This is a genomic window from Acidovorax sp. 59, assembly GCF_002754175.1.
GTDB lineage: Bacteria > Pseudomonadota > Gammaproteobacteria > Burkholderiales > Burkholderiaceae_C > Acidovorax > Acidovorax delafieldii.
Window position 1 is genome coordinate 2,118,295 of record NZ_PEET01000001.1, and the last position, 23,866, is coordinate 2,142,160.

The following is a 23,866-nucleotide window of genomic DNA, read 5'->3' on the forward strand; positions in this document are numbered from 1 at the left end:
AAAGCGCAAGATCCGGACCCCGCCCCTTTTGGCAGCTGCTAGCGCGTCAGCGTCAGCCCTTCAAATACCGCGCAAACGTCTTGCGAAACTTCTCCACCTTCGGCCCCACCACAAACGCGCAGTACCCTGCATTGGGGTGGTTGGCAAAGTAGTCCTGGTGGTAGGCCTCGGCCGTGCTGTAGTTCGAGAGCGGCTTCACCTCGGTGGTGATGGGTGCGCCAAACAGCTTGTCTTGCGACATCTGGCGGATCATGGCGTTGGCGATCTCGCCGTGCTCGGGGTTGTCGTAGTAGATGCCGCTGCGGTACTGCGTGCCCACATCATTGCCCTGGCGGTTGAGCGTGGTCGGGTCGTGGGTGTGGAAGAAGATTTCCAGGATCTCCTCCAGGCTGATCTCGTCGGCATCGAACGTCAGTCGCACCACCTCGGCGTGGCCGGTGTCGCCCTGGCAGATCTGCTCATAGCTGGGGTTGATGGTGTGGCCGTTGGTGTAGCCGCTTTCCACATCGGTGATGCCGCGCACGCGGTCGAACACGGCTTCGGTGCACCAGAAGCAGCCGCCGCCCAGGGTGATGGTTTGTTGGTTGTGGGCCATGTGGGTCTCCATGCGGTGAAGTCAGACGAAAAGATCCACGGCATGGTACGCGGCATTGCCCGGCGCAGCCCGGGCAGGGGATTTACCGGGCACACGTCGGGTCAGGCTACTCGTACTGGCGACCCTGTGCCATCAGTTCGGGCGTGCCGATCAGCGCATTCAGGCCGTCAAAGTCCATCATCCGGTCCTTGAAGGGCGCTGTGGTCTGGTGCGTGTGCAGGCTGGCGTAGTAGCCCTGCAGCGTGTGCGCCACGGCGCGGGCGGTGCCGCCGGGGAAGATCACGATGCGAAAGCCGCGCTGCTGCAGCTCGGCCGCGCTCTGGATCGGTGTCTTGCCGCCTTCGACCATGTTGGCCAGCAGCGGGATGCGGTGGGCAAAGCGCTGGCAGGCAGCGTCCATCTGCTCGGGGGTGCGCAAGGCTTCGATGAAAAGCGCATCCACACCACATTCCAGGTACGCCTCGGCGCGGTCGAATGCGGCGTCGATGCCCTCCACGGCCAGCGCATCGGTGCGGGCCAGAATCAGGGTGTGGGCGCTGCGGCGTGCGTCCAGCGCGGCCTTGAGCTTGCCGCACATCTCGCCCACCGGCACCACCGTCTTGCCATCCAGATGCCCGCAGCGCTTGGGAAAGCCCTGGTCTTCGATCTGCACCATGGCCGCGCCCGCACGCTCAAAGCCGCGCACGGTGCGCTGGGTGTTGAGCGCGTTGCCAAAGCCGGTGTCGGCATCGACGATGACCGGCGTGCGCACGCGCTCGGTGATGCGTGCCAGGGTGTCTTCCACCTCGGTGTAGGTGGTCAGGCCCACGTCGGAGCGGCCCAGGCGGGTGTAGGCAATCGATGCGCCCGAGAGGTAGAGCGCCTCGAAGCCCGCCTGCTCGGCCACCAGGGCGCTCAGGGCGTCGTAGACGCCGGGGGCCAGGATGGCGCGGGGTTCATGGAGGCGTTCTTTGAACGATGAAGGGGTCATGTCTTCACACTTTCTGACGGTTCAGCCTGGCCGCCGTGTTCGCGGCGATGTAGCCACCGGCCACGGCGCTGAGCAGGCCGTTGCCGGAGAGATAACCCCACACCGCATCGCCCGACACGCCGCGGGCCGCGCCGCCTGCGGCCAAAAGATTGGGAAATGGCTGGCCGGTCTGCCCCAGCACACGGCACTGGGCGTCGATGTCCAGCCCGCCCTGGGTATGGAACAGCGCGCCGGTCACCTTGACCGCGCAGAACGGCGCCTGCAATGGGCGGGCAAACACACGTCGGTTGTCTTCGTTCTGGCCGCTAGCGCTAGTGGTACTTGCCAGGGTTGCTATCAATTTTGATTCTTCGCAGCCGATCAATGCCGCCAGCGCCTGCACGCTGTCACAGTGCTTTACCGCACCGGCTGCCTCGGCATCGACAAAGTCCGGAAAGCTGCGCGCCAATGCGAGGATGGGCGCATCGAACACATTCCACGCCACGCCGCCCGGCTGCGCCAGCACATGCACCGAGGCTTCGGAGTAGCCCTGCGTCTCGTCGTGAAAGCGCTCGCCCAGCGCATTGACCTGGATACCGCCTTCCATCATCAGCGCCCACGAAATCAGCGCGCCCTGCGGAATGGCCCAGGAGCCGTGGCCCTGGTAGCCGCCCAGGTCAGCCAGCCGTGCGCCCAGCGCCTGGCCCCAGGCGATGGCACTGCCATCGTTGCCGGTATGGCCGGCGAACAGGGCGTCGCGCATCTCGGGCAGCAGCTCGCGCACCATGGCCGGGTTGCCGCCAAAGCCGTTGCAGGCCAGGATGAATGCGTCGCAGGCCAGGTGCTCCAGGGTGCCATCAGGCCGCTCGTAGCCCACGCCGATCACGCGCTGCTGGGCATTGACCCACAGCTCGCGCACGGTGGCTTCGGTGATCAGCGGGATGTCGACCGCCGTCACCGCGTTGGCCAGACGGCCCATCAGGCCCACGCCGGTTTTCTCGGGCGTGGCGTGCATGCGGCGCACGCTGTGGCCGGGGTACAAAAATCCATCGAGCACCTGCCACTGCAGGCCATGGCGCACTTGCAGTGCATCGAGCGCCGGGCCGATGGCCTGGGCATAGGCCTGCACCAAATGGGGCGCCGCCCTGCCCTTGGCCTTGGCGCTGATGTCAGCGGCAAAACGCTCGGGGCTGTCGTCAATGCCGGCCGCGCGTTGGGCCTGCGTGCCCGGCGCAGGGATGAAGCCGGATGACAGAGCGGATGAGCCCAGAGGCGTGGCATCGCGCTCCAGCACCGCGCAGTCCACACCGGCGTCGTGCAGCATCAGCGCGGCCGTGAGGCCACAGGCGCCACCGCCCACGATGAGCACCGGCACATGTGCGTCCTGCGCCACGGTGCCGGGCAAGTGCTCGGCATGGCAGATGCGGGGGGTGCTCATGGGCGCATTCATGCGGAAGGGGCGGCCACCGCAGCAGCAAAGTCGGCGCAGGTCAGCACCTGGGCCACGTTGGCCATGTCGGCCACCGAGGTGTCGTGCACTGCCTGCTGGAAAGCCGCGCAGCCGTCGGACAGCACCAAGGTCTGGTAGTCGCGCATGTGCGCATCTCGCACCGTGCTGGCCACGCCCCCGTTCGTGACGATGCCACACACCGCCACGGTGGTGATGCCCGCGCGGCGCAGCACCCAGTCCAGCTGGGTGTTGAAGAAAGCCGAGTACGCCACCTTGCACACCGACACGTCCACCCACGGTGCGATCTCGGGCACATGGGCCTGGCCTGTGCTGCCGGGCGCAAAGTCGCCGCGCCGCAGAAATGGGCGCAAGGCCTTGAGGTGGGGCGACACCATGGGTTCGCCCTGCGCATCGGGCCACAGGGTGAACTGGCTGCCCACCACCATGCCGCCCGCCGCCTTGAGTGCCTTGGCCACCGCTGCCACCCGGGGCGGCAAGGCCTGGGCGGCAGAGCTCACCGCGCCACCGCGTGCATAGGCACCGTCCGGGGCCAAAAAGTCGTTTTGCAGGTCGATGATGACCAGCGCCGTGTGGCGCGGGTTGATGCTCAGGTTAGGTGCGCCGTGGCTCATGCTGCGCCCTCCCCGTCGGCCCGCACCAGCAGATTGCCCAGCGGGTCCACCGTGGCGCTGAAGCCAGGCTCCAGCCACACCGTGGTGTCGGGCTGCTCCAGGATGGCCGGGCCGTCGACGCGGGTGCCAACGGGCAGGTCCAGCCGTGCGTGGCGCACGGCGTCCCACCAGCGGCCAGCGTGGAACACACGCTGCACGCCCAGCGACGGGTTCACGGTAGTGGTCTGCGGTGCCAGCACCGTCAGGTCGAACTTGGGGCGCACGCCCACGCGGGCGTAGCGCAGGTTCATCACCCGCACGGCAATGCCGTCAAGCACACGGCCAAAAGCGGCGCGGTAGGCGGTTTCGAACGCGGCACGGATGCCATCGTGGCTCAGCGCGTCGGCTGCTACTGGCACCTGCACGGTGTGGGTCTGCCCGGCGTAGAGCATGTCGAGCGCAATGATTTCCTGCACTTCCACAAACTTCACGCCCGCTGAATCCAGGCGCTGCTGGCAGGTGGCTGCGAGTGTGGCCACGCGCTGGCGCAGGTCGGCCACGTCCAGGTCGACCAGGGGTTTGTTCAGCGTCTGCACCGCGTCGTGGCGCATGTCAGCCATCACACAGCCCAGGGCGGAGGTGACGCCGGGGTAGCGCGGCACGATGCCCGTGCCCACGCCCACCTCGCGCATCATGGCGCACACATGCAGTGCGCCGCCGCCGCCAAAGGGCATGTAGGCAAACTGGCGCGGGTCGTGCCCGCGCTCGATGGACACCACGCGCACAGCGCCCGCCATCTTGGCGTTGGCCACCGTGAGGATGGCTTCGGCGGCTGCCATCACATCCAGGCCCAGGGGTCGGGCCACATGGGTCTCGATGGCGTCGCGCGACTTTTGCGCGTCCATGGCGGCCAGCAGGCCACCGCCCAGGGGCCGGTCGGCGGCGATACGGCCCAGCAGCACGTTGGCATCGGTGACCGTGGGCCGGGTGTTGCCCCGGCCATAGCAGGCCGGGCCGGGGATGCTACCGGCCGACTCGGGGCCCACCTGCAGCATGCCGCTGGCGTCCACCGAGGCAATCGAGCCACCACCCGCGCCAATGGTCTCAATCTGGATCATGGGCGAGCGCACCACCATGCCAAATTCAATGGCCGTCTGTGCGGCCAACGCCGCCTCGCCCTTGGCCACCAGCGACACGTCGAACGAGGTGCCGCCCATGTCGCCCGTGATCACATCGGGGAAACCTGCCGCACGCGCAATCGCCGCGCAGGCAATCACGCCCGCCGCCGGGCCCGAGAGCGCGGTGCGCACGGGCACATCGCAAGCCGTCTGGCGCGACATCACGCCGCCGTTGCTTTGCACGATGAGCAGCTCGCCGCCAAAGCCCTGCGTGCGCAGGTCGCCCTCCAGCCGCTCCAGGTAGCTGCCCACCACGGGCTGGAGGGCAGCGTTGAGCGTGGCGGTGGAGCAGCGCTCGAACTCGCGGATTTCGGGCAGCACCTCGCTGGCGGCCGTCACATGTGGGTTGGGCCACACGCTGCGCACGGCGGCCACGGCGGCCTGCTCGTTGGTGGGGTTGGCGTAGGTGTTGATGAAGAACACGCAGACGGCCTCGCAGCCTGCCTCCAGCAGCGCGCGCGCCTGGGCCTTGACCTGTTCGATGTCCACGGGCGTGTGCACCGTGCCATCGGCCAACACACGCTCGTCCACCTCCAGGCGCAGGTTGCGCGGCACGATGGGCTCGAAGCTGCCGCGCAGGCCCCAGGTCTGCGGCCGGTCGCGGCGGCGCATCTCCAGCACATCCCGAAAGCCGCGGGTGGTGATGATGCCGGTGCGCGCCACTTTGCGCTCCAGCAGCGCATTGGTGCCCACGGTGGTGCCGTGCACGATGGTGGCGATCTGCGCGGCCGAGTCGGCCACGCGCGCCACGCCGTTCATGAAACCTCGCGCCTCCTCGCCCCGGGTGCTGGGCACCTTGACGATGCGGGCGCTGCCGTCGCGCTCATCGAGCACGAACAGGTCGGTGAAGGTGCCGCCCACGTCCACGCCCACCACATAGGACGGCTCGCTCAAAGCCTTGTCCGAAACCTTGCCGCTGCTCATGCCTTGCCTTTCGTTGCGGCGGGGGCGCTCACATAGCCCATCGCCAGATCTTTTTCACGCGCTGCTGCGGGCCGTGCGGCCGGTACTCCGTAGCCGCCTCCACCGGGGGTTTCCAGCCGCACGCGCTCGCCTTGCTTCAAGCGGATGCCGATCATCTTGGAACGCATGGGCGGCTGCTTCCATTCACTATCGTTTTCATAGCTGAAGACGTTCATGGAACCAGCGCCACCGCCCGAAATGCCTTGGGGGGCAGCCTTGCCGCGCTCGCCAAAGATGAACACCTCGGCGTCCTGCTCCAGCAGCTCGATTTCATAGATCGCACCCAGGCCGCCCCGGTGCTCGCCATCACCGCCCGAATCAGGGCGCAGTGCCCATTGCGTGAAGCGCACGGGGTACGCAGCCTCCAGAATTTCGAGCGGCGGGATGGTGGCGGTGGAGATGGGTGCATTGCCATGGCTCAGGCCATCGCCATCGCTGTGCCCGCCGTGGCCGCCGCCAAAAAAGCTGAACATGACCCAGCGCTGGCCCTTGCGCGCGGCGTCGGTGCGCAGCCCGGCGATGGACAGTGCGTTTATGGTGCCGTAGGCCTGGGCCATGGCGCGCTTGGGGTCGGCCTGCGCAGTGGCGCTGAAGATCACATCGATCATGCGCAGGATGGTCTCGGTGTAGCCACCCACCGGGCGTGGCCGTGCGGCGCTGATAACCAGCCCCTCGGGCAATACAAAGTCCACCGCGTCCAACACACCGGCATTGGCCGGCACATCGGGAAAGAGATGCTTGAGCGCCACGTAGCACGCCGCAATCGCCGTAGCACGCGAGATATTGACCGGCCCCGCGCACTGCGGCGAGGTGCGCGAAAAGTCGAGCGTGAGGCGCTCGCCCTGCACCGTCATGTCGAGCGCAATGGTCAGCGGTTCGTCCTTCACGCCGTCGTTGTCCAGGATGTCGCTGAAGCTATAGCGCCCGTCGGGCAGCGCCGCGATGTGCGATTGCATGAGCTTGACGGCGCGCGTGCGCAGCTCGCCCATGGCCTGCTGCACCAGGGCGTCACCGTATTGGTCCAGCAGGTCGTGCAGGCGGCGTTCGCCCAGGTCCAGCGCGGCCAGCTGACCGTTCAGGTCGCCCCACAGGCTGTCGGGCAGGCGGGTGTTGGCCTTGAGGATGGCGAGCACGTCGTCGTCGAATACGCCGCCGCGCACGATGCGCACGGGCGGGATCTGCACGGCCTCCTGCCAGCATTCGGTGGCGGCCGGGTTGTAGTTGCCGGGCACGTTGCCGCCCACATCGTGCCAGTGCGCGGCCGATGCCAGAAAGCAGTACAGCTTGCCACCGCGAAAGAAGGGCCGCACCAGCTTGAAGTCGTTGGCGTGCGTGCCACCCTCGTAGGGGTCGTTGAACAGCCAGGTATCGCCCGCCGTGATGCCACCTCGCTCGCCCGCTGCCCGCATGGCAGCGCGCACGGCGAAAGCCATCGCCCCCACAAACACGGGCAGGCCCGATTTGCCCTGCACCAGCGTGTCGCCACTGACGGCGTCGTACAGGCCGTGGCAGGCATCGTGCGCCTCGGCAATGATGGGGTTGAACGCGCTGCGGTACAGCGTGGCGTCCATCTCGTCGGCGATCTGCTCCAGGCGGCCGCGCAAGACGGCCAGGGTGACGGGGTCCATAGCGGGCGGTGCGGTGGTGGTGTTGTTGTGTTCAGCCATTGACGGCCTCCTTGCCAAAGCGGGTGCGCAGCTGGTTCAGCAGACCGCCAGCGCGCACCATGTCCATGAGAAACGGGGGAATCGGGCCGCAGGCCAGCGCACGGCCCTGGGGGGTGATGACGGCGGGCGCCTGCCAGTCGAGCGTGACGGCATCGCCGTCACCCAGCGCACCCAGTGCACCGGCCTCGGCGCAGGTCAGCAGCAGCAGGCCCAGGTTGAAGGCGTTGCGAAAGTAGAGACCGCTGAACGACGGCGCGATGACCGCGACGATGCCCAGCCGCACCAGCACGGCGGCCGCCTGCTCGCGCGAGGAGCCAATACCGAAGTTGGGCCCGGCCACGATCACGTCGCCCTTGCGCACGCCGCCCACGAAGTCGGGCCGCACCGATTCGAGGCAGTGGCGCGCCAGCACGTCCAGGCCGTGCTTCATGGCATGGCCGGGGGCGAGTACATCCGTGTCGATGTCAGCGCCAAGGCGCCATACCCTGTGAATATTCGTCATGTCGTTCATCCAACGCGCGGTGTATGAAACCGGCAAGGCCCAGACCGGTGCCACCGTGGAACTGGCTTTGCCAGGCCACCGGTGGCGTCCCCCTCCCGCGCAGCGAGAGAGGGGGAAGGCGCGAAGCGACTCAGGGGGTGAATCATGCTCATGCGAGTACCTCGCGGGGGTCGGTGATGCAACCGCGCACGGCCGATGCCGCCACGGTGTACGGCGACGCCAGATACACCTGCGCGGTGGCCGAGCCCATGCGGCCCTTGAAGTTGCGGGCGGTGCTGGAGATGACGGTGGTGTTATCGCCCACCGTGTCGCCATAGCCTGCGCAGGCACCGCAAGTGGTAGGGAACAGTTCGGCCCCCGCGTCCTGCAGCACCTGCAGAACGCCCTCTTCGCGCGCAGCGGCCTGGTCCTGCTGGCTGGCAGGGGCCACCATCAGGCGCACTCCACTGGCCACACGTTTGCCACGCAGCACCGAGGCGGCAGCGCGCAGGTCGTCCAGCTTGGCGCCCGTGCAGGCGCCGATGTAGGCCACGTCGATGCCCTGCCCTGCGTGCTGCGCCACGGGGGCGGCGTTGGCCGGGCTGTGGGGCGCGGCGACCTGCGGCGTGAGCGTGGTGGCGTCGAAGGTGTGGCGCGTGAGGGCTGCGCCTTCATCCGTGCGCCAGGCATCCAGCCCCTGAAGGTCTGCGTCGGGCACGCCCGCCGCCCGCAACCACTCGCGTGTGGTGGCGTCGGGGGCAATCAGACCGGCCTGGGCGCCCAGCTCGGCGCTCATGTTCGAGAGCGTCATGCGCTCCTGCATGCCCAGCGCCTGCACGGCGGGGCCGGCAAACTCCACGGCCTGGTACTGGCCGCCGTTCATGCCAAAGCGGCCAATCATGTGCAGCATCATGTCCTTGGCGGTCACACCGGGGGCCAGCTGTCCGCTCCAATGCATCTGCAAGGTGTGGGGCACGCGCAGCCAGATTTCGCCGGTCACCACCACGCCCAGCATTTCGGTGCTGCCGATGCCAAACATGTAGGCACCAAAGGCACCGCCTGTGGGCGAATGCGAGTCGCCGCCCACGCAGAACATGCCGGGCCGGATGTGGCCGTGCTGGGGCACCACCACATGGCAGATGCCCTGGCCGTCATACACATGGGGCAAAGCCTGCTCGCGCGCCCAGTCGCGGGCGATGCGCACGATGCGGCGGGATTCTTCGTCGCGCTCGGGCAGGTAGTGGTCCATGACAAGGACCACGCGCGATTTGTCCCAGATCTGCGCGCCCAGTTCGTCGAGCATGGGCTTGAGGCGCCGGGGGCCGGACGAGTCGTGGAACATGGCCAGATCCACCCGGCAGTTCACGATTTCACCGGGTGTGACGCTGGCGCGGCCGCTGGCGCGGGCCACCAGCTTCTGGGCCAGGGTGCTGGCCACAACATCAGGGGTGGCGGTCATTCGGGTTTGGCTCCGGCAAACTTCACCACCTTGGCCCAGCGCGGGATTTCGGCCTGCACAAAACGCGCAAACTCGTCCGGGCTGTTGCCCACGGGCACGGCGCCCTCCAGCTCCAGGCGCTTTTTCACGTCGGGGGTAGCAATGGCCTGGCGTGCGGCATCGCTCAGGCGCTTGGCCAGCTCGGGGTTCATCTGCCCCGGGCCAAACAGGCCAAACCAGGCGCTGGATTCGTAGCCCGGCAGCACCTCGGCAATCGCAGGCACATCCGGAAAGGCGGGCAGGCGCTTGGCACTGGTCACGCCCAACGCCTTGAGCTTGCCCGCGCGGATCTGCGCCTGTGCATTGCCGACGGCGGCGAACATCAGGTCGACCTGCCCGGCCAGCACATCCTGCAACGCGGGCGCAGTGCCCCGGTACGGAATGTTGACGATGTAGGCGCCCGACTGCATCTTGAAGGCATCGCCCGCCAGATGCAGCGATGAACCCACCGCGCCAATCGCAAAGTTGAGCTTGCCAGGCTTGGCCTTGGCCAGTGCGATCAGCTCACGCACATCTTTGGCAGGCAGCGAGGGGTGGGCCACCAGCACCGAGGGCGAGGTGGCCACACAGGTCAGCGGGGTGAAGTCCTTGACAGGGTCGAACGGCAGCGACGGGTAGAGGCTGGCGTTGATGGCATGGCTGGTGAAGCTCATGAGCAGCGTGTTGCCATCGGGTGCGGCTTTGGCCACCGCATCGGCCGCGATGTTGCCGCCCGCACCGGGCCGGTTCTCGACAATCACGGTGCGGCCCAGCAGGCGGCCCATTTCGATGGACAGGGTGCGCGCCAGGGTGTCGGTGGAGCCGCCGGCCGAGGCGCCGACCAGGATGCGGATGGGTGTGGACTGGGCAAAGGCCCGCACACCCATCAGCATGGCCGGCACAGGGGCAAAAGCTTGGAGGATTCTGCGGCGTTGGATCATGGTGTGGTGTCTCCTTCTACGGTCACAGCGCAGGCATCACCCTGCCTTGGTCAAACGGGATGGCATGGGCGAGGAGCATGGGATTCAAAGGCCCAGATAGGCGCGACGCAGGTCGTCGCTGCGCAGCAGTTCGTCGGGCGCGCCGGAAAAGCGGATGCTGCCGTTTTCCATCACGTAGGCACGGTCCGCAATCTCCAGCGACTGGCCCACGTTCTGCTCGACCAGTAACACCGCCAGCCCGGTGGCACGCAGCTGGCGAATCAGGCCGAACATCTCCTCGACCAGCAGGGGCGACAGGCCCAGCGAGGGCTCGTCCAGGATCAGCAGGCGGGGTTCGGCCATCAGGCCCCGGCCAATGGCCAGCATCTGCTGCTCGCCGCCGCTCATGGTGCCCGCGAGCTGGGTGGTGCGCTCCTTCAGGCGTGGAAAGGTGGCAAACACCTTGTCGATGTTGTCGGCCCGGCGCTCCCGTGCGCGGGTGAAGCTGCCCAGCGCGAGGTTTTCGAGCACGCTGAGGTTCGGGAAAATTTTGCGCCCTTCGGGTACCTGGATCAGCCCGGCCTTGACGACCTCGGTGTAGTGCGCGCCGCTCAGGTCCGCACCGCCAAAAGCGACAGTACCGTCCCAGGCCTTGTAAATGCCACACACGACGTTGTTGAAGGTGGATTTGCCCGCGCCGTTGCTGCCCAGCAGGGCCACGGTCTCGCCAGGCTGGACCTGCAGGTCCACGCCCCGCAGGACCTCGACGCGGCCGTAGCCGCCGCGCAAGCCCGCCACGCTGAGCAAGGGGCTGGATGCGGACGATGGGACGGCGCTGCTCATGCGGCCTCCTTCGCTGCAGCGGCACGCAGGCGCGCCGCCGTGCCGTGGCCCAGGTAGGCCTCGATCACGCGCTCGTCGGACGTCACCACGCCCGGGCTGCCCTCGGCAATCAACTGGCCCTGCGCCAGCACCCACACATGCTCGGCCAGGTTCATCACGGCCTGCATCACGTGCTCGATCATCAACACGGTCACGCCACCATCGGCAATGCCGCGCACCACGGGAATCATCTCGGCAATCTCCTGGGGGTTGAGGCCCGCCAGCACTTCATCGAGCAGCAGCAGGCGCGGTTGTGTCGCCAGCGCGCGCGCCAGCTCCAGCCGCTTGCGGCCCGCCACTGTGAGGTCGGCTGCAGGCTTGTCCAGCTGGGGCGAAAGGCCCACGCGGGCCGCTACGTCGCTGGCCAGCGCCAGCGCCGCGCGGCGGTTGGGCTCCTTCAGGTGAGCGCCCACGGCAATGTTTTCACGCACGGTTTGTGCCGCAAACGGCTGCACGATCTGGAAGGTGCGCGTCATGCCCAGCCGGGCATTGAGATGGGGCGCCTGGGCGGTGATGTCCTGGCCTGCGAAGCGCACCGTGCCTGCGTCGGGCCGTACAAAGCCCGACATCAGGGCAAACAGCGTGGTCTTGCCTGCGCCATTGGGGCCAATCAGCGCCGTTAACGAACCTTCTGGCACCGCCAGGCTCACGTTTTGCACGGCTTTCAGGCCGCCGAAGGATTTGCTCAGGCCACTGAGCTGCAACAGGTCATTGGCCATGGCGGCCTCCCGAACGTTTCCACACCGCCACCACCGACTGCCCAATGCCTGCGATACCACGCGGCAGGAACATCACGATGAGCACCAGCACCACGCCGTAGATCACCATGTTGATGCCCGGCAGCTGCCCGAACAGGTTGCGCGTGATGTCGGCCAGGATGTGCAGCACCAGGGCGCCCAGCACGGGCCCCCAAACGGTGCCGATGCCGCCCACGATGGCGGCCACCAGGGCCTCTACCGATGTGACGGAGCCGTAGGCAATGCCCGGGTCGATGTACTGGAACACCTGCACATAAAACGCACCGGCAGCGCCCATGAAACCGCCCGACAGTGCAATCGCGCCCATCTTCACGTTGAAAGGATTCACGCCAATGGCGCGCGCCGCGTCTTCGTTGTCGCGCACGGCCTGCAGCCAGGCTCCAAAGCGCGAGTTCTTGAGCCAGCAGCTCACCAGCAGCGCCAGCGTGACCAGCGCGAGGATCAGAAATACATAGCCCTTGCGCGAGCCGAACTGCATGTTGCCCAGCGACTCCTTGAGCGGCAGCATCAGGCCCACACCCGCCCCGGTGAACGGCACCGACAGCGCCAGGATGCGGAACACCTCGGCAAAGGCCAGCGTGACCAGCGCAAAGTACGAACCCTTGAGCCCGTAGCGGAACGACAGCCCGCCCACGAACAACCCCACCAGCGCACTGCCCGCCACGGCCATGGGCAAGGCCACCCAGGGGTTGATGCCGCCTTGCATCTGCGCAATAGCCTGTATGTAGGCGCCCGTGCCAAAGAACAGTGCATGGCCAAACGAGAACTGCCCGCCAAAGCCGCCCAGAATGTTCCAGGCCTGGGCCAGCAAGGCAGCGTAGAGCGCCATCATCACGAAGTTGAGCAGCACGCCGGAGTCCGACACGCCCGTCACGGCCGCCACGATGGCCGCGAACACTCCAATGGTCCAGAGTTGCTTCATGCCTTGGCTCCAAACAAGCCCTGCGGGCGGAACAGCAACACCGCGATGAAGATGGCAAAGATGCCGATCTGCCCCAGCGATTCGCCCAGATACAGGCCGCCCAGCGACTCCACCACCCCAATCAGCAGCCCTCCCACCAGCGCGCCACTAAAGCTGCCCATGCCGCCCAGCACCACGATGGTGAAAGCCACCAGCACAAAGCCGCTGCCGACCTGCGGGTTCACGTAGTAAGCCGGCAGCAGAAAGCACGCGGCCGCCCCCAGGCAAGCCAGGCCGATGCCAAAGCTCATCGCGTACACGTGGTCCACGTTGATGCCCATGAGCTTGGCGCCATGCTTTTCCTTGGCCACAGCACGGATGGCGCGGCCCAGGTCGGTCTTGCCGACGATCCAGAGCAAGACGCCCGACACCACCAGCGCCCCGGCGAAGGCCACCAGCTTCGGAAGCGCAATCATGGCCGGGCCTACAGCGACGGTGGTCAGCGTGTAGGCCGTTTCGATGGTGCGCGTGTCGGACTTGAAGAACAGCAGAGCGAGGTTCTCCATCACGATGGAGATGCCCAGCGTGACCAGCAGGATGTTCTCGTCCTTGCCGTGGCTGGCGCGGTTGATCACCAGGCGCTGCAGGCCATAGCCCAGGGCGAACATGCCAGGCACCAGGATGGGCAGCGCCAGGTAGGGGTCGAGCCCGAAGTGCTGCTTGAGCAGGTACACGGCATACAGCGCCAGCATCAGCGACGCGCCATGCGCGAAGTTGATGATGTGCAGCACGCCGTAGATCAGCGTGAGCCCGAGCGCGATCAGGGCATAGACCGCGCCCGTCGTCAGGCCGTTCAGGAGGGAGGGAAAGAGGATGCTGAGCTCGAACATGGGTGTGGAGTCCGGCGTTCAGGCAAAGGCGCGGCCTGTCGCTCCCCGTGGGAGCGCTCCGCAACCCCTGCATTCAGGGCCGAAAAGTGGTGGGTGTCAGGCCTTCAGCGGGAAGAGCGGGTCCGCTTCGCGGTAGTCACGCGGGATGATGACCTTGATGTCCTTGTTCAGCACCTGAGTCATGAGCGGCTGGGCACCCTGGTTCTGTCCATTGACGAATTTGGTCGGGCCGTACGGCATGATGTGATCGGCAAAGGTGCTCTTTTCCAGTGCGTCGATGAGGGCGGCACGGTCCATCGACTTGGCGCGCTCCAGCGCATCGGCCAGCAGCCACATCGAGGTGTAGGTCATGAACAGCTCGTAGCTGAAGAACAGGCCCTTGGCCTCGACCCGCTTCTTCAGGTCCTGCGCGCGCTTATCCTTGGGGTTGAACCAGTGGTTGCAGTCGATGATGCCGTTGGCAGCGTCCGGAAACTCCTTGACGAACTTGTAGCTCGACGCGGCGCCGCCCAGCACCGAGTAGATCGCCTTGGGCGTGACCTTTTGCTGCTGCATGGTGCGCACCAGCAATGCGTATTCGTTGTAATAGTTGGCGGGTATGACGATGTCGGGGTTGATCGCCTTCATGCGCAGCACGATGTTGTTGAAGTCGCGCGTGGGGTTGGCGTGCTTGACGACTTCCTTGACTTCGTAGCCGTAGCCGGGCAGCTCCCGCGCCAGCAGCTGCGCAGTGCCGGTGCCAAACAGCGATTCTTCATGGATGATCATCACTGTTTTGGCGGGCTTGCCTGCCGCCGTGTTCAGCACATGCAGGTTGGCCACGGCGGTCTCGGCGCACTTCTTGTAGCCGGGGCCAAAGCGGAAGGTGTTCTTGAGGCCGCGCTCCACAATCTGGTCGGCCACGCCCACATCCACGATGTGCGGCAGGTTGTACTTGGCGGCGGCCTGCGTAGTGGCCAGGCAGATGGCCGAGGCAAACGCCCCCACCACGGCGGACACGCCCGCTTCATTCATCTTCTCTACCTCGGCGGCACCGGCCTGAGGCTGTGACTGCGCATCGCCCAGCAGGGCTTCGAGCTTGGCGCCGCCCAGAGCCTTGATGCCACCAGCCTTGTTGATGTCTTCAATGGCCATCATCGCGCCTTCGCGGCATTGCTGGCCCGAATAGGCCAGTGCGCCGGTCACCGGGTGCAGCACCCCCACCTTGACGGACTTGGCCTGCGCCCCGCCCACCAGTGGGAAGGCCAGCGCCGACGCGGCGGCAGCCGACTGGGACATGAAATGGCGGCGAGTACTCATGGGCATTCTCCTGGCAGGTGGGTCGGATTGAGGTTGGGGGAACGGATTCAGTGGAACTGGGCCGACAGCTCTTTGCTGACCCAGACCTTGGCGTCGATGCTGCCCACACGGGACAGTTGCATTTCGTATTCGTAGCGGTCCGGCCGGTAGAGGCCGTGCAGCCACTGCACAGGGCGCTCCTGGTCGTCGTAGATGAGACGGCGCACAGCCAGCAGCGCTGAGCCCACCGACACATCCAGGTGGCGGGCCACGACAGCGTCAGCCAGCTTGGCCGAGATGGTCTGGTGCGCGCGGCCCACCTTGACGCCCGACTCTTCGAGCAGCACCAGGATGGGCTTGCGCGCCAGCTCGCGCCGTCCGAACTGGCGGGCAATGTCGGCGGGCACATAGGTGGTGATGTGCGACAGCGGCCCCTCTTTGGTGCTCCGCACCCGGACCGCCTTTTGCACGGCGTCGCCCACTGCAATATTCAGTGCACCGGCCACGGCACGCGATGCTGTGACTGTGTCCACATCCAGCACCTTGACCGAGGTGCGCAGGCCCATGCTGACCAGGTTCTCCAGCAGGCCGGTGAGATGCGCGCGGCTGCTCTCGCCCTCGCCGCCCGCGCCGTTGGCGGTGGCTGGGGCGGGTGGCACAGGGCGGGTGCCCCGGCCGGGCTCGCGGGAGATCATGCCCTCGCCTTCCAGCAGCTCCAGCGCGCGGCGCACCGTGACACGCGCCACCGCGAACTGCCGCATCAGCGCCAGTTCGCCCGGCAGACCATCGGCAAACCGCCCCTCTTGCAACTGCTCGCGCAGCACCAGATAGATCTGGTGGTACTTGGGGAGCGGCAGATTGTTGGACGGCATGGAGGTCATATTAGGAATAGTTCTAATGTCCTGTCAATAAGACATTTAGGAGCGAAATTTGTCTCGCTGCAGACATTTGCGGCACCGGTGCACTGCACCGAGCGCACGCAACCACCGTGCCAGCAAGGAGAGATGTGCACCGCAGCAATGCGAAACGGCGCGCTTTTTGGCGGCATGTGACAAGGCCGCATTGACGCGCCCACAGGCACTGGCTACATTACTAACCAGTCAGTCATTAAAAATAGCCGGTTTGACCACTCCCCCCCCACCCTCCTCTGCCACGACCAGCACCAAACGCGAGCGCCGCAAGGAAGCCCGCCCGGGAGAGCTGCTGGAGGCTGCCCTCGACCTGTTTGTCGAGAAGGGGTTTGCCGCCACACGGGTGGATGAGGTGGCGGCGCGCGCAGGGGTATCCAAGGGCACGCTGTTTCTGTACTTCCCCAGCAAGGAAGAGCTCTTCAAGGCGGTGGTGCGCGAAAACATCGCCGGCCGCTTTGCCGAGTGGAACAGCGAGCTGGAGACCTTTGTGGGAACCACCAGCGAGGTCCTGCGCTATTGCTACCAGGTCTGGTGGGAACGCATCGGGTGCACCAAGGCCTCAGGCATTACCAAGCTCATGCTCAGCGAGGCACAGAACTTCCCCGAGATTGCGCAGTTCTACCAGCACGAAGTCATCTTGCCCGGCCAGGCGCTGATTCGCCGCATCCTGGAGCGTGGCATTGCGCGGGGCGAATTCCGCCCCGTGAACCTCGACTACGCCGTGTACCTGGTGCTGGCCCCCATGATCTTCCTCATGATGTGGAAGCACTCAGTGGGCGCCTGCGTGCCTGATGCTCAGGAGCTGACGCCTGAGCAATACATCGAGACGCAGATCGACAACATCCTGCACGGCCTGTGTGTGCGCCCGGAGGCGCCTGCAGCTTCCGGCGCAGCAGGCACATTGCCGTCTGACAAGCCGTCCCCTCCCCCTTCTTTCTCGCGCTCGCGCACACCCTGACCATGAAACGCTGGATTCCCTGGATGGCTGCGGCCGTCGTTGTCGTGCTGCTCGGTGGCGGTGTCTGGCGTGCCATGGCGGCGCGGCAGGCGCAGCAGAAGGCTTTGGCCGAGGCGTCCACACAACGGGCCGAGGCACCGCTGCAGCTGGCGGCCGACGAAGTGATCAGCGTGCAATCGTCCCAACTATCGCTGGGGGTACCGGTATCAGGCTCGTTGCGTGCCGTGGACTCGGCCATGGTCAAGGCACGCGTGGCCGGCGAGCTGCAGGGCCTGACTTTGCGCGAGGGCGACAGCGTCAAGGCGGGACAGGAAGTGGCCCGCATCGACCCGACCGAAGCCCGTGCACGCCTGCGCCAGGCCCAGCAACAGGCCGATGCAGCCAAATCGCAGGTGGACATCAACCAGCGGCAGTACAACAACAACCGTGCACTGGTAGACCAGGGCTTTATCTCTGCCACGGCGCTGGTCACCTCGCAGGCCAGCCTGGAAGCGGCCCAATCCAGCTACCAGGCCGCCGTATCGGCCGCCGATGTCGCCCGCAAGGCGCTGGAAGACACCGTCCTCAAAAGCCCCATCAGCGGCCTGGTGGCGCAGCGGCTGGCCCAGCCGGGAGAGCGGGTGCCCATCGACGCCCGCATCATCGAAGTGGTGGACCTCTCCCGCCTGGAACTCGAAGCCCTGCTCACCCCGTCTGACTCCGTCGGCGTGCGTGTGGGTCAGAAGGCCCAGCTCACGGTCGAAGGCGCCTCGGCGCCGGTACAAGCCACCGTCGTGCGCATCAACCCCAGCGCCCAGGCGGGCAGCCGCACCGTGCCAGTCTATTTGCGGGTGGACCAGGCACCCCACAACGCCAGCCTGCGCCAGGGCCTGTTTGTGCAAGGCCTTCTGGCCACGGGCAGTGCGCAGGTACTGACCGTTCCATTGGATGCCGTGCGCACCGACAAACCGGCACCCTACCTCCAGGCGATCAAGGAGGGCCGCGTGGCCTATGCGCCGGTACAGACGGGAGCGCGCGCCGTGGTCAATGGGCAGACCCTGGTCGCGGTGGACGGCGTACCCGTGGGCACGACAGTCATTGCGGGCCGCATGGGTTCGCTGCGCGAGGGCACGCCCGTGGCGGCGGCAACTGCTGCGCCACAAGCCGCTCCCGCCTCGCGCACTGCGCCCTGACCAGCGGACGCGCCATGTGGTTCACCAAAGTCAGTCTTAAAAACCCCGTGTTCGCCACGATGGTGATGCTCGCCATCGTCGTGCTGGGCCTGTTCTCGTACCAGCGCCTCAAGGTCGATCAGTTTCCCAACATCGACTTCCCGGTGGTGGTGGTCACCGTGGACTACCCCGGCGCGTCGCCTGAAATCGTCGAGAGCGAGGTCACCAAGAAGATCGAGGAAGGTGTCAACTCGATTGCGGGCATCAACGCCCTCACCTCGCGCAGCTATGAGGGCACGGCGGTTGTCATCATCGAGTTCCAGCTCCACATCGACGGCCGCAAGGCCGCCGAGGATGTGCGCGAAAAGGTCGCCACCGTGCGTCCCTTGCTGCGCACCGAGGTCAAGGAGCCACGCGTGCTACGCTTTGACCCCGCCAGCCGCGCCGTATGGTCGCTGGCCGTGTTGCCCGACGAAAAATCGGGTCGCAGCGCGGTGGAACTGACCACCTGGGCCGAGCAGATCCTGAAGAAGCGCCTGGAAAACGTGCGCGGCGTGGGCGCGGTGAACCTGGTGGGAGCGACCAAGCGCGAAATCAACATCTACCTCAACCCGCAGGCCCTGGAAGCCTTTGGCGTGACACCCGACCAGGTGGCCAATGCCGTGCGCAACGAGAACCAGGACCTTCCCGTGGGTGCAATCCGCTCGCTGGCGCAGGAGCGCGTGGTGCAGATCGACGCGCGCATGGAGCGGCCCGAGGATTTCGGCAAGATCATCGTGGCCCGCAAGAACGGGGCGCCGGTGCGCCTGGACCAGGTGGCCCGCGTCAACGACGGCGCGCAGGAAGTGGAAAGCCTGGCGCTCTACAACGGCCAGCGCACGCTGCTGCTGTCGGTGCAAAAGTCGCAGGGCGAGAACACCATTGAGGTGGTCGATGGCCTGAACGCCGCCGTGGTGGAACTGAAGAACCAGCTGCCACCCGGGGTGCGGCTCGAAACCATTGGCGATAGCGCCCGCCCGATCCGCGTGGCGGTCAACAACGTGCGCCAGACGCTGATCGAGGGGGCCATCCTCACGGTGCTCATCGTCTTTCTGTTCCTGAACTCCTGGCGCTCCACCGTGATCACCGGGTTGACGCTGCCCATCGCGCTGATCGGCACGTTCCTGTTCATGAACATGTTTGGCTTCACCATCAATATGATCACGCTCATGGCGCTGAGCCTGTGCGTGGGGCTGCTGATCGACGACGCCATCGTGGTGCGCGAGAACATCGTGCGCCACGTGCAGATGGGCAAAGGCGCCTACGCGGCCGCCATGGACGGCACGCAGGAGATCGGCCTGGCGGTGCTGGCCACCACGCTGTCCATCGTGGCAGTGTTCATGCCCATCGGCTTCATGGGCGGGATCATCGGCAAGTTCTTCCACGAGTTCGGCATCACCATCGTCGCGGCGGTGATGATTTCGATGTTTGTGAGCTTCACGCTCGACCCGATGCTGTCGAGCATCTGGCACGACCCGAGCATTCATGCGCACGGCCAAAAGACGGCGCCCGTCACCTTCTATGACAAGACCATTGGCCGCGTCACCGGCTGGTTTGACTGCGCCACCGATGCGCTGGCAGAGGGCTATCAGCACATCCTGCGGTGGTCGCTGGTGCACAAACTGGCCACCATGGTCATCGCCCTGGCGGTGTTCGTGCTGAGCGTGGTCATGGTGCCGCTGCTGGGCACCGAGTTTGTGCCCAAGGCCGATTTTTCAGAGACCTCCCTCAATTTCTACACCCCCGTGGGTTCGTCGCTCGAGGCCACCGAGACCAAGGCCAGGCAGGTGGAAGGCATCCTGCGCGAGATGCCGGAAGTGCGCTACACACTGGCCACCATCAACACCGGCAACGCCCAGGGCAAGATGTACGCCAGCATCTACGTGCGGCTTGTAGACCGCAAGGACCGCAGCCGCAGCGTGGACCAGATGTCCGACGTGCTGCGCGAGCGCCTCAAGACCGTGCCCGGCATCACCGTGACCCATGTGGGCCTGCTGGACGCGGTGGGCGGCCAGAAGCAGGTGGAGTTCTCGCTGCAGGGGCCCGACCTGCGCGAACTGGAGCGCCTGACCAAAATCGTCACCGAGAAGATCCGCGACATTCCCGGCCTGGTGGACCTGGACACCAGCGCCAAGCCTGACAAGCCCGTGATTGCGCTGGATGTGAAGCGTGAAGTGGCGTCGGACCTGGGCCTGTCGGTGGCGCCCATGGCGGCCTCGCTGCGCACGCTGGTGGCAGGTACCACGGTGGGCAACTGGCGTGCGCCCGACGACCAGACCTATGACGTGAATGTGCGCCTGGCGCCCGAGGCGCGCACCACCCCGGCCGACCTGGAGCGCCTGCCCTTTGCCCTGGCCGCCACCGATGGTACGACCCGCATCGTGCGCCTGAACCAGGTCGCCAGCGTCACCGAATCCACCGGCGCCAACCAGATCAACCGCCGCGACCTGACCCGCGAAGTGGCGGTGAACGCCAACGTGTCCCAACGCTCGGCCGGTGAAGTGTCGAACGACATCAAGAAGGCGCTGGAGACCGTGACCTTCCCGCCGGGTTACCGCTACCAGTTTGGCGGCTCCACCAAGAACATGGCCGAATCGTTTGGCTATGCCATCTCGGCACTGGCCATGGCCATCATCTTCATCTACATGATCCTGGCGAGCCAGTTCAAGAGCTTCCTGCAGCCGCTGGCGCTCATGACCTCGCTGCCACTCACGCTGATCGGTGTGGTGCTGGCGCTGCTGATGTTCCGCTCCACGCTGTCGATGTTCTCCATCATCGGCGTGGTCATGCTGATGGGGCTGGTGACCAAGAACGCCATCCTGCTGGTGGACTTTGCGATCCGTGCCCGCGAGGAACACGTGAATGACCAGGGCCAGACCGTACCCGGCCTACCCCGCGCTGACGCGCTGCTGCTGGCCGCCCGGGTGCGGCTGCGCCCCATCCTCATGACCACGCTGGCCATGATTTTTGGCATGGTGCCATTGGCGTTCGCGTTGTCCGAAGGGTCCGAGCAGCGCGCGCCCATGGGCCAGGCCGTGATCGGCGGGGTCATTACCTCTTCTCTCTTGACCCTGGTGGTGGTGCCGGTGGTGTATTGCTACATGGACGACTTGGCCCAGTGGGCGCTTCGCAAGATGGGACGCGCCCCGGCAGCGCCTAAAATCGAAGGTTTGTCCTGATCGCCCTGATCGGCCTTGCATCTGCCCCACGGAGAAATCCCATGAACCTGCCCCTGAACACGTCCGCCAACATCAGCGATCCCATCGCCCAGGCCCGCTACAACATGATCGAGCAGCAGATCCGCCCCTGGAACGTGCTCGATGCCGACGTGCTGGACCTGCTGGCCGTGGTGCGCCGCGAAGACTTTGTGCCCCCGGCCTACCGCAGCATGGCCTTCATGGACATTGAAGTCCCGCTGCTGGGCAATGACGCTGAAGAAGCCGTGCGCAAAGGCCACAGCATGCTGCAGCCCCGCGTGGAAGCGCGCATCCTGCAAGACCTGCGCATTTTGCCCACCGACCGCGTGCTCGAAATCGGCGCCGGCTCGGGCTACATGGCCGCCCTGCTGGCCGCCCGTGCCGAACGTGTGGTGTCCCTCGAAATCCACCCCGAGCTGGCTGAAATGGCCCGCGAGAACCTGCGCGATGCGGGCGTGCAGAACGCCGACGTGCGCCAGGGCGACGGTGCCCGCGATGCCATCCCTGACGGCCCGTTCGACGTGATTGTGCTCAGCGGCTCCGTGGCCGAGGTGCCCAGCCACCTGCTGCCCCTGCTGCGCGATGGGGGCCGCCTGGGCGCCATCGTGGGTGGCGAGCCCGTGATGCGTTTCACCCTGACCCGCCGCACCGGCGACCGCTTTGAGACCACATCGCCCTGGGACACCATCGCGCCGCGCCTGGTGAACTTCCCCGAGCCCTCTGGCTTCACGTTCTGACCCCCTGCCCTTCGGTTGCCTTCGGAGTTTTGCATGATCGATCACGTCCGCCCCGCCCAGCTGTCTGCCTGGTTTGCCGCTGCACCTGAAGGCAGCCAGCCCCTGGTGCTGGACGTGCGTGAGCCCTGGGAGCTGCAGACCGCCAGCGTGCGCGCCGACGGGTTTGAGCTGGTGGCCATCCCCATGGGCGAGTTGCCCGCGCGGCTGGCCGAGCTGGAGCCCGCCCGCCAGGCGCAACGCCCTATTGCCTGCCTGTGCCACCACGGCGCCCGCAGCCTGCGCGTGGCCTCGTTCTTGCAGCACCACGGGTTCGAGCATCTGGCCAACATCACCGGCGGTATTGACGCCTGGTCGCACGAAAGCGATCCGGCGGTGCCGCGCTACTGACGCCCTTTGTGGTTGATGGACCGTTGTTGATGGACCGCACTTGCCGCACCCATGCCCCAGTGCTGCCCGCCGCTGCTCACCCCGATTCGATTCGCAGACTCTTCCGAAGGACCCCCCAATGACACCGTTTAGGCCCCTGTCCCTGTCCATCCTGCCCCTGGCGCTGGGCGCAGCGCTGTGTGCGCCAGCCCAGGCCCAAAGCCTGCTGCAACTGGTGGAATCGGCCCGCACCTATGACACGGCCTGGCAGTCGGCGCGTGCGCAACTGGACGCCGCAGCCCGCAAGGCCGACCAGGCCCGCGCCGGCCTGCTGCCTTCCGCCGCACTCACCGGTGGCCTCACCCGCTCCAACGTGGAGCTGAGCAAACCCAAGATCGAGAACACCGGCACGGCACAGACCGTGGGGGTCAATGCCTCCCAGCCGCTGTACCGGCCTGCCAATCGCATCACGCTGGAACAAGGCCAACGCGGCGTGGACGTGGCCCAGGCCCAGCTGGATGCCGCCACCCAAGACCTGCTGGTGCGGGTGAGCCAGGCCTACTTCGACGTGCTGGCTGCGCAAGACACCCTCACCTTTGTGCAGGCCCAGAAGGCCGCCGTGTCCGAGCAACTGGCCGCCGCCAAGCGCAATTTCGAGGTCGGCACCACCACGGTGACCGATTCGCGTGAAGCCCAGGCCCGCTACGACCTGGTGATTGCCCAGGAGATCGCCGCCGAGAACGATCTGCGCGTCAAGCGCCTGGCGCTGGACCAGCTGGTCGGCATCGCCGGCACCAAGCCGCAGCCCCTGGCACTGCCGGTGCAACTGCCCGGCGTAGTGCCGGACAACCTTGCCACCTGGGTGGACACCGCCCGCGACCAGCAGCCCGGCGTGCGCCAGGCCGCCATTGCGCTGGACATTGCGCGGCTGGAGACCAAAAAAGCCGAAACCGGTCACCTGCCCACGGTGGACCTGCAGGCGGGCTACAACGTCACGCGCAACCTGCACGGCACCATCACCTCGCCCGGCGTCACGGCCCGCAGCAATGCCGCCAGCGTGGGCGTGGCACTAAACCTCCCCCTGTTTGCAGGCTTTGCCGTGCAAAACCGCGTGAAGGAAACCCTGGCCCTCGAAACCAAGGCCGAGGCCGACCTCGAAACCGCGCGCCGCAACGTGGCCCAGGCCACGCGCGCCGCGTTCTATGGCGTGCAGTCTGGCCAAGGCCAGGTGCAGGCCCTGGAAGCGGCCGAAGCCTCCAGCCAGAGCGCGCTGGACGCCAACAAGCTGGGCTACCAAGTGGGTGTGCGCATCAACATCGACGTGCTCAACGCCCAAAGCCAGCTCTACCAGACCAAGCGTGACCTGGCCCAGGCCCGCTACAACGTGCTGCTGGGCGGGCTCAAGCTGCGCCAGGCGGCGGGCACGCTGTCGCAGCAGGACATCGAAGCGGTCAACGCACTGCTGGCCAAGTAATGGGGCCTTGCACCCCGCGCCGGGGTGCATCCC

21 protein-coding genes are annotated in these 23,866 nt (G+C 66.4%); 6 read left to right on the forward strand and 15 right to left on the reverse strand.

What is annotated here, in order from left to right; translation table 11 throughout:
• Positions 1-52: 52 nt before the first annotated feature.
• The 15 genes from msrA to CLU87_RS09610 form a co-directional block, all read right to left on the reverse strand.
• Positions 53-595, reverse strand: coding sequence for a peptide-methionine (S)-S-oxide reductase MsrA (gene msrA / locus CLU87_RS09540; RefSeq protein ID WP_099730290.1), 543 nt, complete (start codon positions 593-595; stop codon positions 53-55).
• 106 nt (positions 596-701) lie between these two features.
• Positions 702-1,565: an oxaloacetate decarboxylase gene (locus CLU87_RS09545; RefSeq protein WP_099730291.1), complete on the reverse strand. Its 864-nt coding sequence runs from the start codon at positions 1,563-1,565 to the stop codon at positions 702-704.
• A gap of 4 nt (positions 1,566-1,569) precedes the next feature.
• Positions 1,570-2,982, reverse strand: coding sequence for an FAD-dependent oxidoreductase (locus CLU87_RS09550; RefSeq protein ID WP_099730292.1), 1,413 nt, complete (start codon positions 2,980-2,982; stop codon positions 1,570-1,572).
• An 8-nt stretch (positions 2,983-2,990) separates the two neighbouring features.
• A complete protein-coding gene (locus CLU87_RS09555) occupies positions 2,991-3,626 on the reverse strand; it encodes a cysteine hydrolase family protein (RefSeq protein WP_099730293.1) in 636 nt (211 codons plus the stop codon).
• Complete coding sequence (locus tag CLU87_RS09560; protein WP_099730294.1) at positions 3,623-5,707, reverse strand: hydantoinase/oxoprolinase family protein; 2,085 nt, start codon at positions 5,705-5,707, stop codon at positions 3,623-3,625. The genes CLU87_RS09555 and CLU87_RS09560 overlap by 4 nt, the downstream gene beginning before the upstream one ends.
• On the reverse strand, positions 5,704-7,413 hold the full coding sequence (locus CLU87_RS09565) for a hydantoinase B/oxoprolinase family protein (protein ID WP_199170812.1): 1,710 nt from the start codon (positions 7,411-7,413) through the stop codon (positions 5,704-5,706). Before CLU87_RS09565 ends, CLU87_RS09560 begins: the two co-directional genes overlap by 4 nt.
• Positions 7,406-7,924, reverse strand: a complete 519-nt coding sequence (locus CLU87_RS09570) for a 3-isopropylmalate dehydratase (protein WP_099730295.1) — start codon at positions 7,922-7,924, stop codon at positions 7,406-7,408. The genes CLU87_RS09565 and CLU87_RS09570 overlap by 8 nt, the downstream gene beginning before the upstream one ends.
• 139 nt (positions 7,925-8,063) lie before the next feature.
• Positions 8,064-9,353: a 3-isopropylmalate dehydratase large subunit gene (locus CLU87_RS09575; protein WP_099730296.1), complete on the reverse strand. Its 1,290-nt coding sequence runs from the start codon at positions 9,351-9,353 to the stop codon at positions 8,064-8,066.
• The gene (locus CLU87_RS09580; protein WP_099732111.1) at positions 9,350-10,264 is read right to left on the reverse strand and encodes a tripartite tricarboxylate transporter substrate binding protein; all 915 of its coding nucleotides are present in this window, start codon (positions 10,262-10,264) and stop codon (positions 9,350-9,352) included. The genes CLU87_RS09575 and CLU87_RS09580 overlap by 4 nt, the downstream gene beginning before the upstream one ends.
• Positions 10,265-10,396: 132 nt before the next feature.
• Positions 10,397-11,134 (reverse strand): ABC transporter ATP-binding protein, encoded by a 738-nt coding sequence (locus tag CLU87_RS09585; RefSeq protein WP_056744789.1) that lies wholly within the window; start codon positions 11,132-11,134, stop codon positions 10,397-10,399.
• Positions 11,131-11,892 carry an ABC transporter ATP-binding protein gene (locus CLU87_RS09590; protein ID WP_056744787.1) on the reverse strand — a complete coding sequence of 254 codons (762 nt, stop codon included), beginning with the start codon at positions 11,890-11,892 and terminating at the stop codon, positions 11,131-11,133. The genes CLU87_RS09585 and CLU87_RS09590 overlap by 4 nt, the downstream gene beginning before the upstream one ends.
• Positions 11,882-12,853, reverse strand: a complete 972-nt coding sequence (locus CLU87_RS09595) for a branched-chain amino acid ABC transporter permease (RefSeq protein WP_099730297.1) — start codon at positions 12,851-12,853, stop codon at positions 11,882-11,884. The genes CLU87_RS09590 and CLU87_RS09595 overlap by 11 nt, the downstream gene beginning before the upstream one ends.
• Positions 12,850-13,722 (reverse strand): branched-chain amino acid ABC transporter permease, encoded by an 873-nt coding sequence (locus CLU87_RS09600; protein ID WP_056062878.1) that lies wholly within the window; start codon positions 13,720-13,722, stop codon positions 12,850-12,852. Before CLU87_RS09600 ends, CLU87_RS09595 begins: the two co-directional genes overlap by 4 nt.
• Positions 13,723-13,818: 96 nt before the next feature.
• Complete coding sequence (locus CLU87_RS09605; protein ID WP_099730298.1) at positions 13,819-15,021, reverse strand: ABC transporter substrate-binding protein; 1,203 nt, start codon at positions 15,019-15,021, stop codon at positions 13,819-13,821.
• A gap of 47 nt (positions 15,022-15,068) precedes the next feature.
• Entirely contained in the window at positions 15,069-15,881 is an 813-nt protein-coding gene (locus tag CLU87_RS09610; RefSeq protein ID WP_199170813.1) for a GntR family transcriptional regulator, read from the reverse strand.
• 241 nt (positions 15,882-16,122) lie between these two features.
• On the opposite strand from CLU87_RS09610, the gene CLU87_RS09615 reads away from it, so the two are divergent.
• The 6 genes from CLU87_RS09615 (at position 16,123) to CLU87_RS09640 (ending at position 23,833) form a co-directional block, all read left to right on the forward strand.
• Positions 16,123-16,869, forward strand: a complete 747-nt coding sequence (locus tag CLU87_RS09615; RefSeq protein WP_099730299.1) for a TetR/AcrR family transcriptional regulator — start codon at positions 16,123-16,125, stop codon at positions 16,867-16,869.
• A gap of 2 nt (positions 16,870-16,871) precedes the next feature.
• On the forward strand, positions 16,872-18,041 hold the full coding sequence (locus CLU87_RS09620; protein ID WP_099730300.1) for an efflux RND transporter periplasmic adaptor subunit: 1,170 nt from the start codon (positions 16,872-16,874) through the stop codon (positions 18,039-18,041).
• Positions 18,042-18,055: 14 nt separating this feature from the next.
• Positions 18,056-21,238 (forward strand): efflux RND transporter permease subunit, encoded by a 3,183-nt coding sequence (locus CLU87_RS09625; RefSeq protein WP_099730301.1) that lies wholly within the window; start codon positions 18,056-18,058, stop codon positions 21,236-21,238.
• Between the two features lie 41 nt (positions 21,239-21,279).
• On the forward strand, positions 21,280-21,993 hold the full coding sequence (locus CLU87_RS09630) for a protein-L-isoaspartate O-methyltransferase (protein ID WP_099730302.1): 714 nt from the start codon (positions 21,280-21,282) through the stop codon (positions 21,991-21,993).
• 33 nt (positions 21,994-22,026) lie between these two features.
• Positions 22,027-22,380 carry a rhodanese-like domain-containing protein gene (locus tag CLU87_RS09635; protein ID WP_055401749.1) on the forward strand — a complete coding sequence of 118 codons (354 nt, stop codon included), beginning with the start codon at positions 22,027-22,029 and terminating at the stop codon, positions 22,378-22,380.
• Positions 22,381-22,498: 118 nt separating this feature from the next.
• Positions 22,499-23,833, forward strand: coding sequence for a TolC family outer membrane protein (locus tag CLU87_RS09640; RefSeq protein WP_099730303.1), 1,335 nt, complete (start codon positions 22,499-22,501; stop codon positions 23,831-23,833).
• Positions 23,834-23,866: the final 33 nt, after the last annotated feature.

Coding starts and splice junctions, on each gene's coding strand:
- msrA (WP_099730290.1), bottom strand. CDS start 595: ATGGCCCACAACCAACAAACCATCACCCTGGGCGGCGGCTGCTTCTGG.
- CLU87_RS09545 (WP_099730291.1), bottom strand. CDS start 1,565: ATGACCCCTTCATCGTTCAAAGAACGCCTCCATGAACCCCGCGCCATC.
- CLU87_RS09550 (WP_099730292.1), bottom strand. CDS start 2,982: ATGAGCACCCCCCGCATCTGCCATGCCGAGCACTTGCCCGGCACCGTG.
- CLU87_RS09555 (WP_099730293.1), bottom strand. CDS start 3,626: ATGAGCCACGGCGCACCTAACCTGAGCATCAACCCGCGCCACACGGCG.
- CLU87_RS09560 (WP_099730294.1), bottom strand. CDS start 5,707: ATGAGCAGCGGCAAGGTTTCGGACAAGGCTTTGAGCGAGCCGTCCTAT.
- CLU87_RS09565 (WP_199170812.1), bottom strand. CDS start 7,413: ATGGCTGAACACAACAACACCACCACCGCACCGCCCGCTATGGACCCC.
- CLU87_RS09570 (WP_099730295.1), bottom strand. CDS start 7,924: ATGAACGACATGACGAATATTCACAGGGTATGGCGCCTTGGCGCTGAC.
- CLU87_RS09575 (WP_099730296.1), bottom strand. CDS start 9,353: ATGACCGCCACCCCTGATGTTGTGGCCAGCACCCTGGCCCAGAAGCTG.
- CLU87_RS09580 (WP_099732111.1), bottom strand. CDS start 10,264: ATGCTGATGGGTGTGCGGGCCTTTGCCCAGTCCACACCCATCCGCATC.
- CLU87_RS09585 (WP_056744789.1), bottom strand. CDS start 11,134: ATGAGCAGCGCCGTCCCATCGTCCGCATCCAGCCCCTTGCTCAGCGTG.
- CLU87_RS09590 (WP_056744787.1), bottom strand. CDS start 11,892: ATGGCCAATGACCTGTTGCAGCTCAGTGGCCTGAGCAAATCCTTCGGC.
- CLU87_RS09595 (WP_099730297.1), bottom strand. CDS start 12,853: ATGAAGCAACTCTGGACCATTGGAGTGTTCGCGGCCATCGTGGCGGCC.
- CLU87_RS09600 (WP_056062878.1), bottom strand. CDS start 13,722: ATGTTCGAGCTCAGCATCCTCTTTCCCTCCCTCCTGAACGGCCTGACG.
- CLU87_RS09605 (WP_099730298.1), bottom strand. CDS start 15,021: ATGAGTACTCGCCGCCATTTCATGTCCCAGTCGGCTGCCGCCGCGTCG.
- CLU87_RS09610 (WP_199170813.1), bottom strand. CDS start 15,881: ATGACCTCCATGCCGTCCAACAATCTGCCGCTCCCCAAGTACCACCAG.
- CLU87_RS09620 (WP_099730300.1), top strand. CDS start 16,872: ATGAAACGCTGGATTCCCTGGATGGCTGCGGCCGTCGTTGTCGTGCTG.
- CLU87_RS09625 (WP_099730301.1), top strand. CDS start 18,056: ATGTGGTTCACCAAAGTCAGTCTTAAAAACCCCGTGTTCGCCACGATG.
- CLU87_RS09630 (WP_099730302.1), top strand. CDS start 21,280: ATGAACCTGCCCCTGAACACGTCCGCCAACATCAGCGATCCCATCGCC.
- CLU87_RS09635 (WP_055401749.1), top strand. CDS start 22,027: ATGATCGATCACGTCCGCCCCGCCCAGCTGTCTGCCTGGTTTGCCGCT.
- CLU87_RS09640 (WP_099730303.1), top strand. CDS start 22,499: ATGACACCGTTTAGGCCCCTGTCCCTGTCCATCCTGCCCCTGGCGCTG.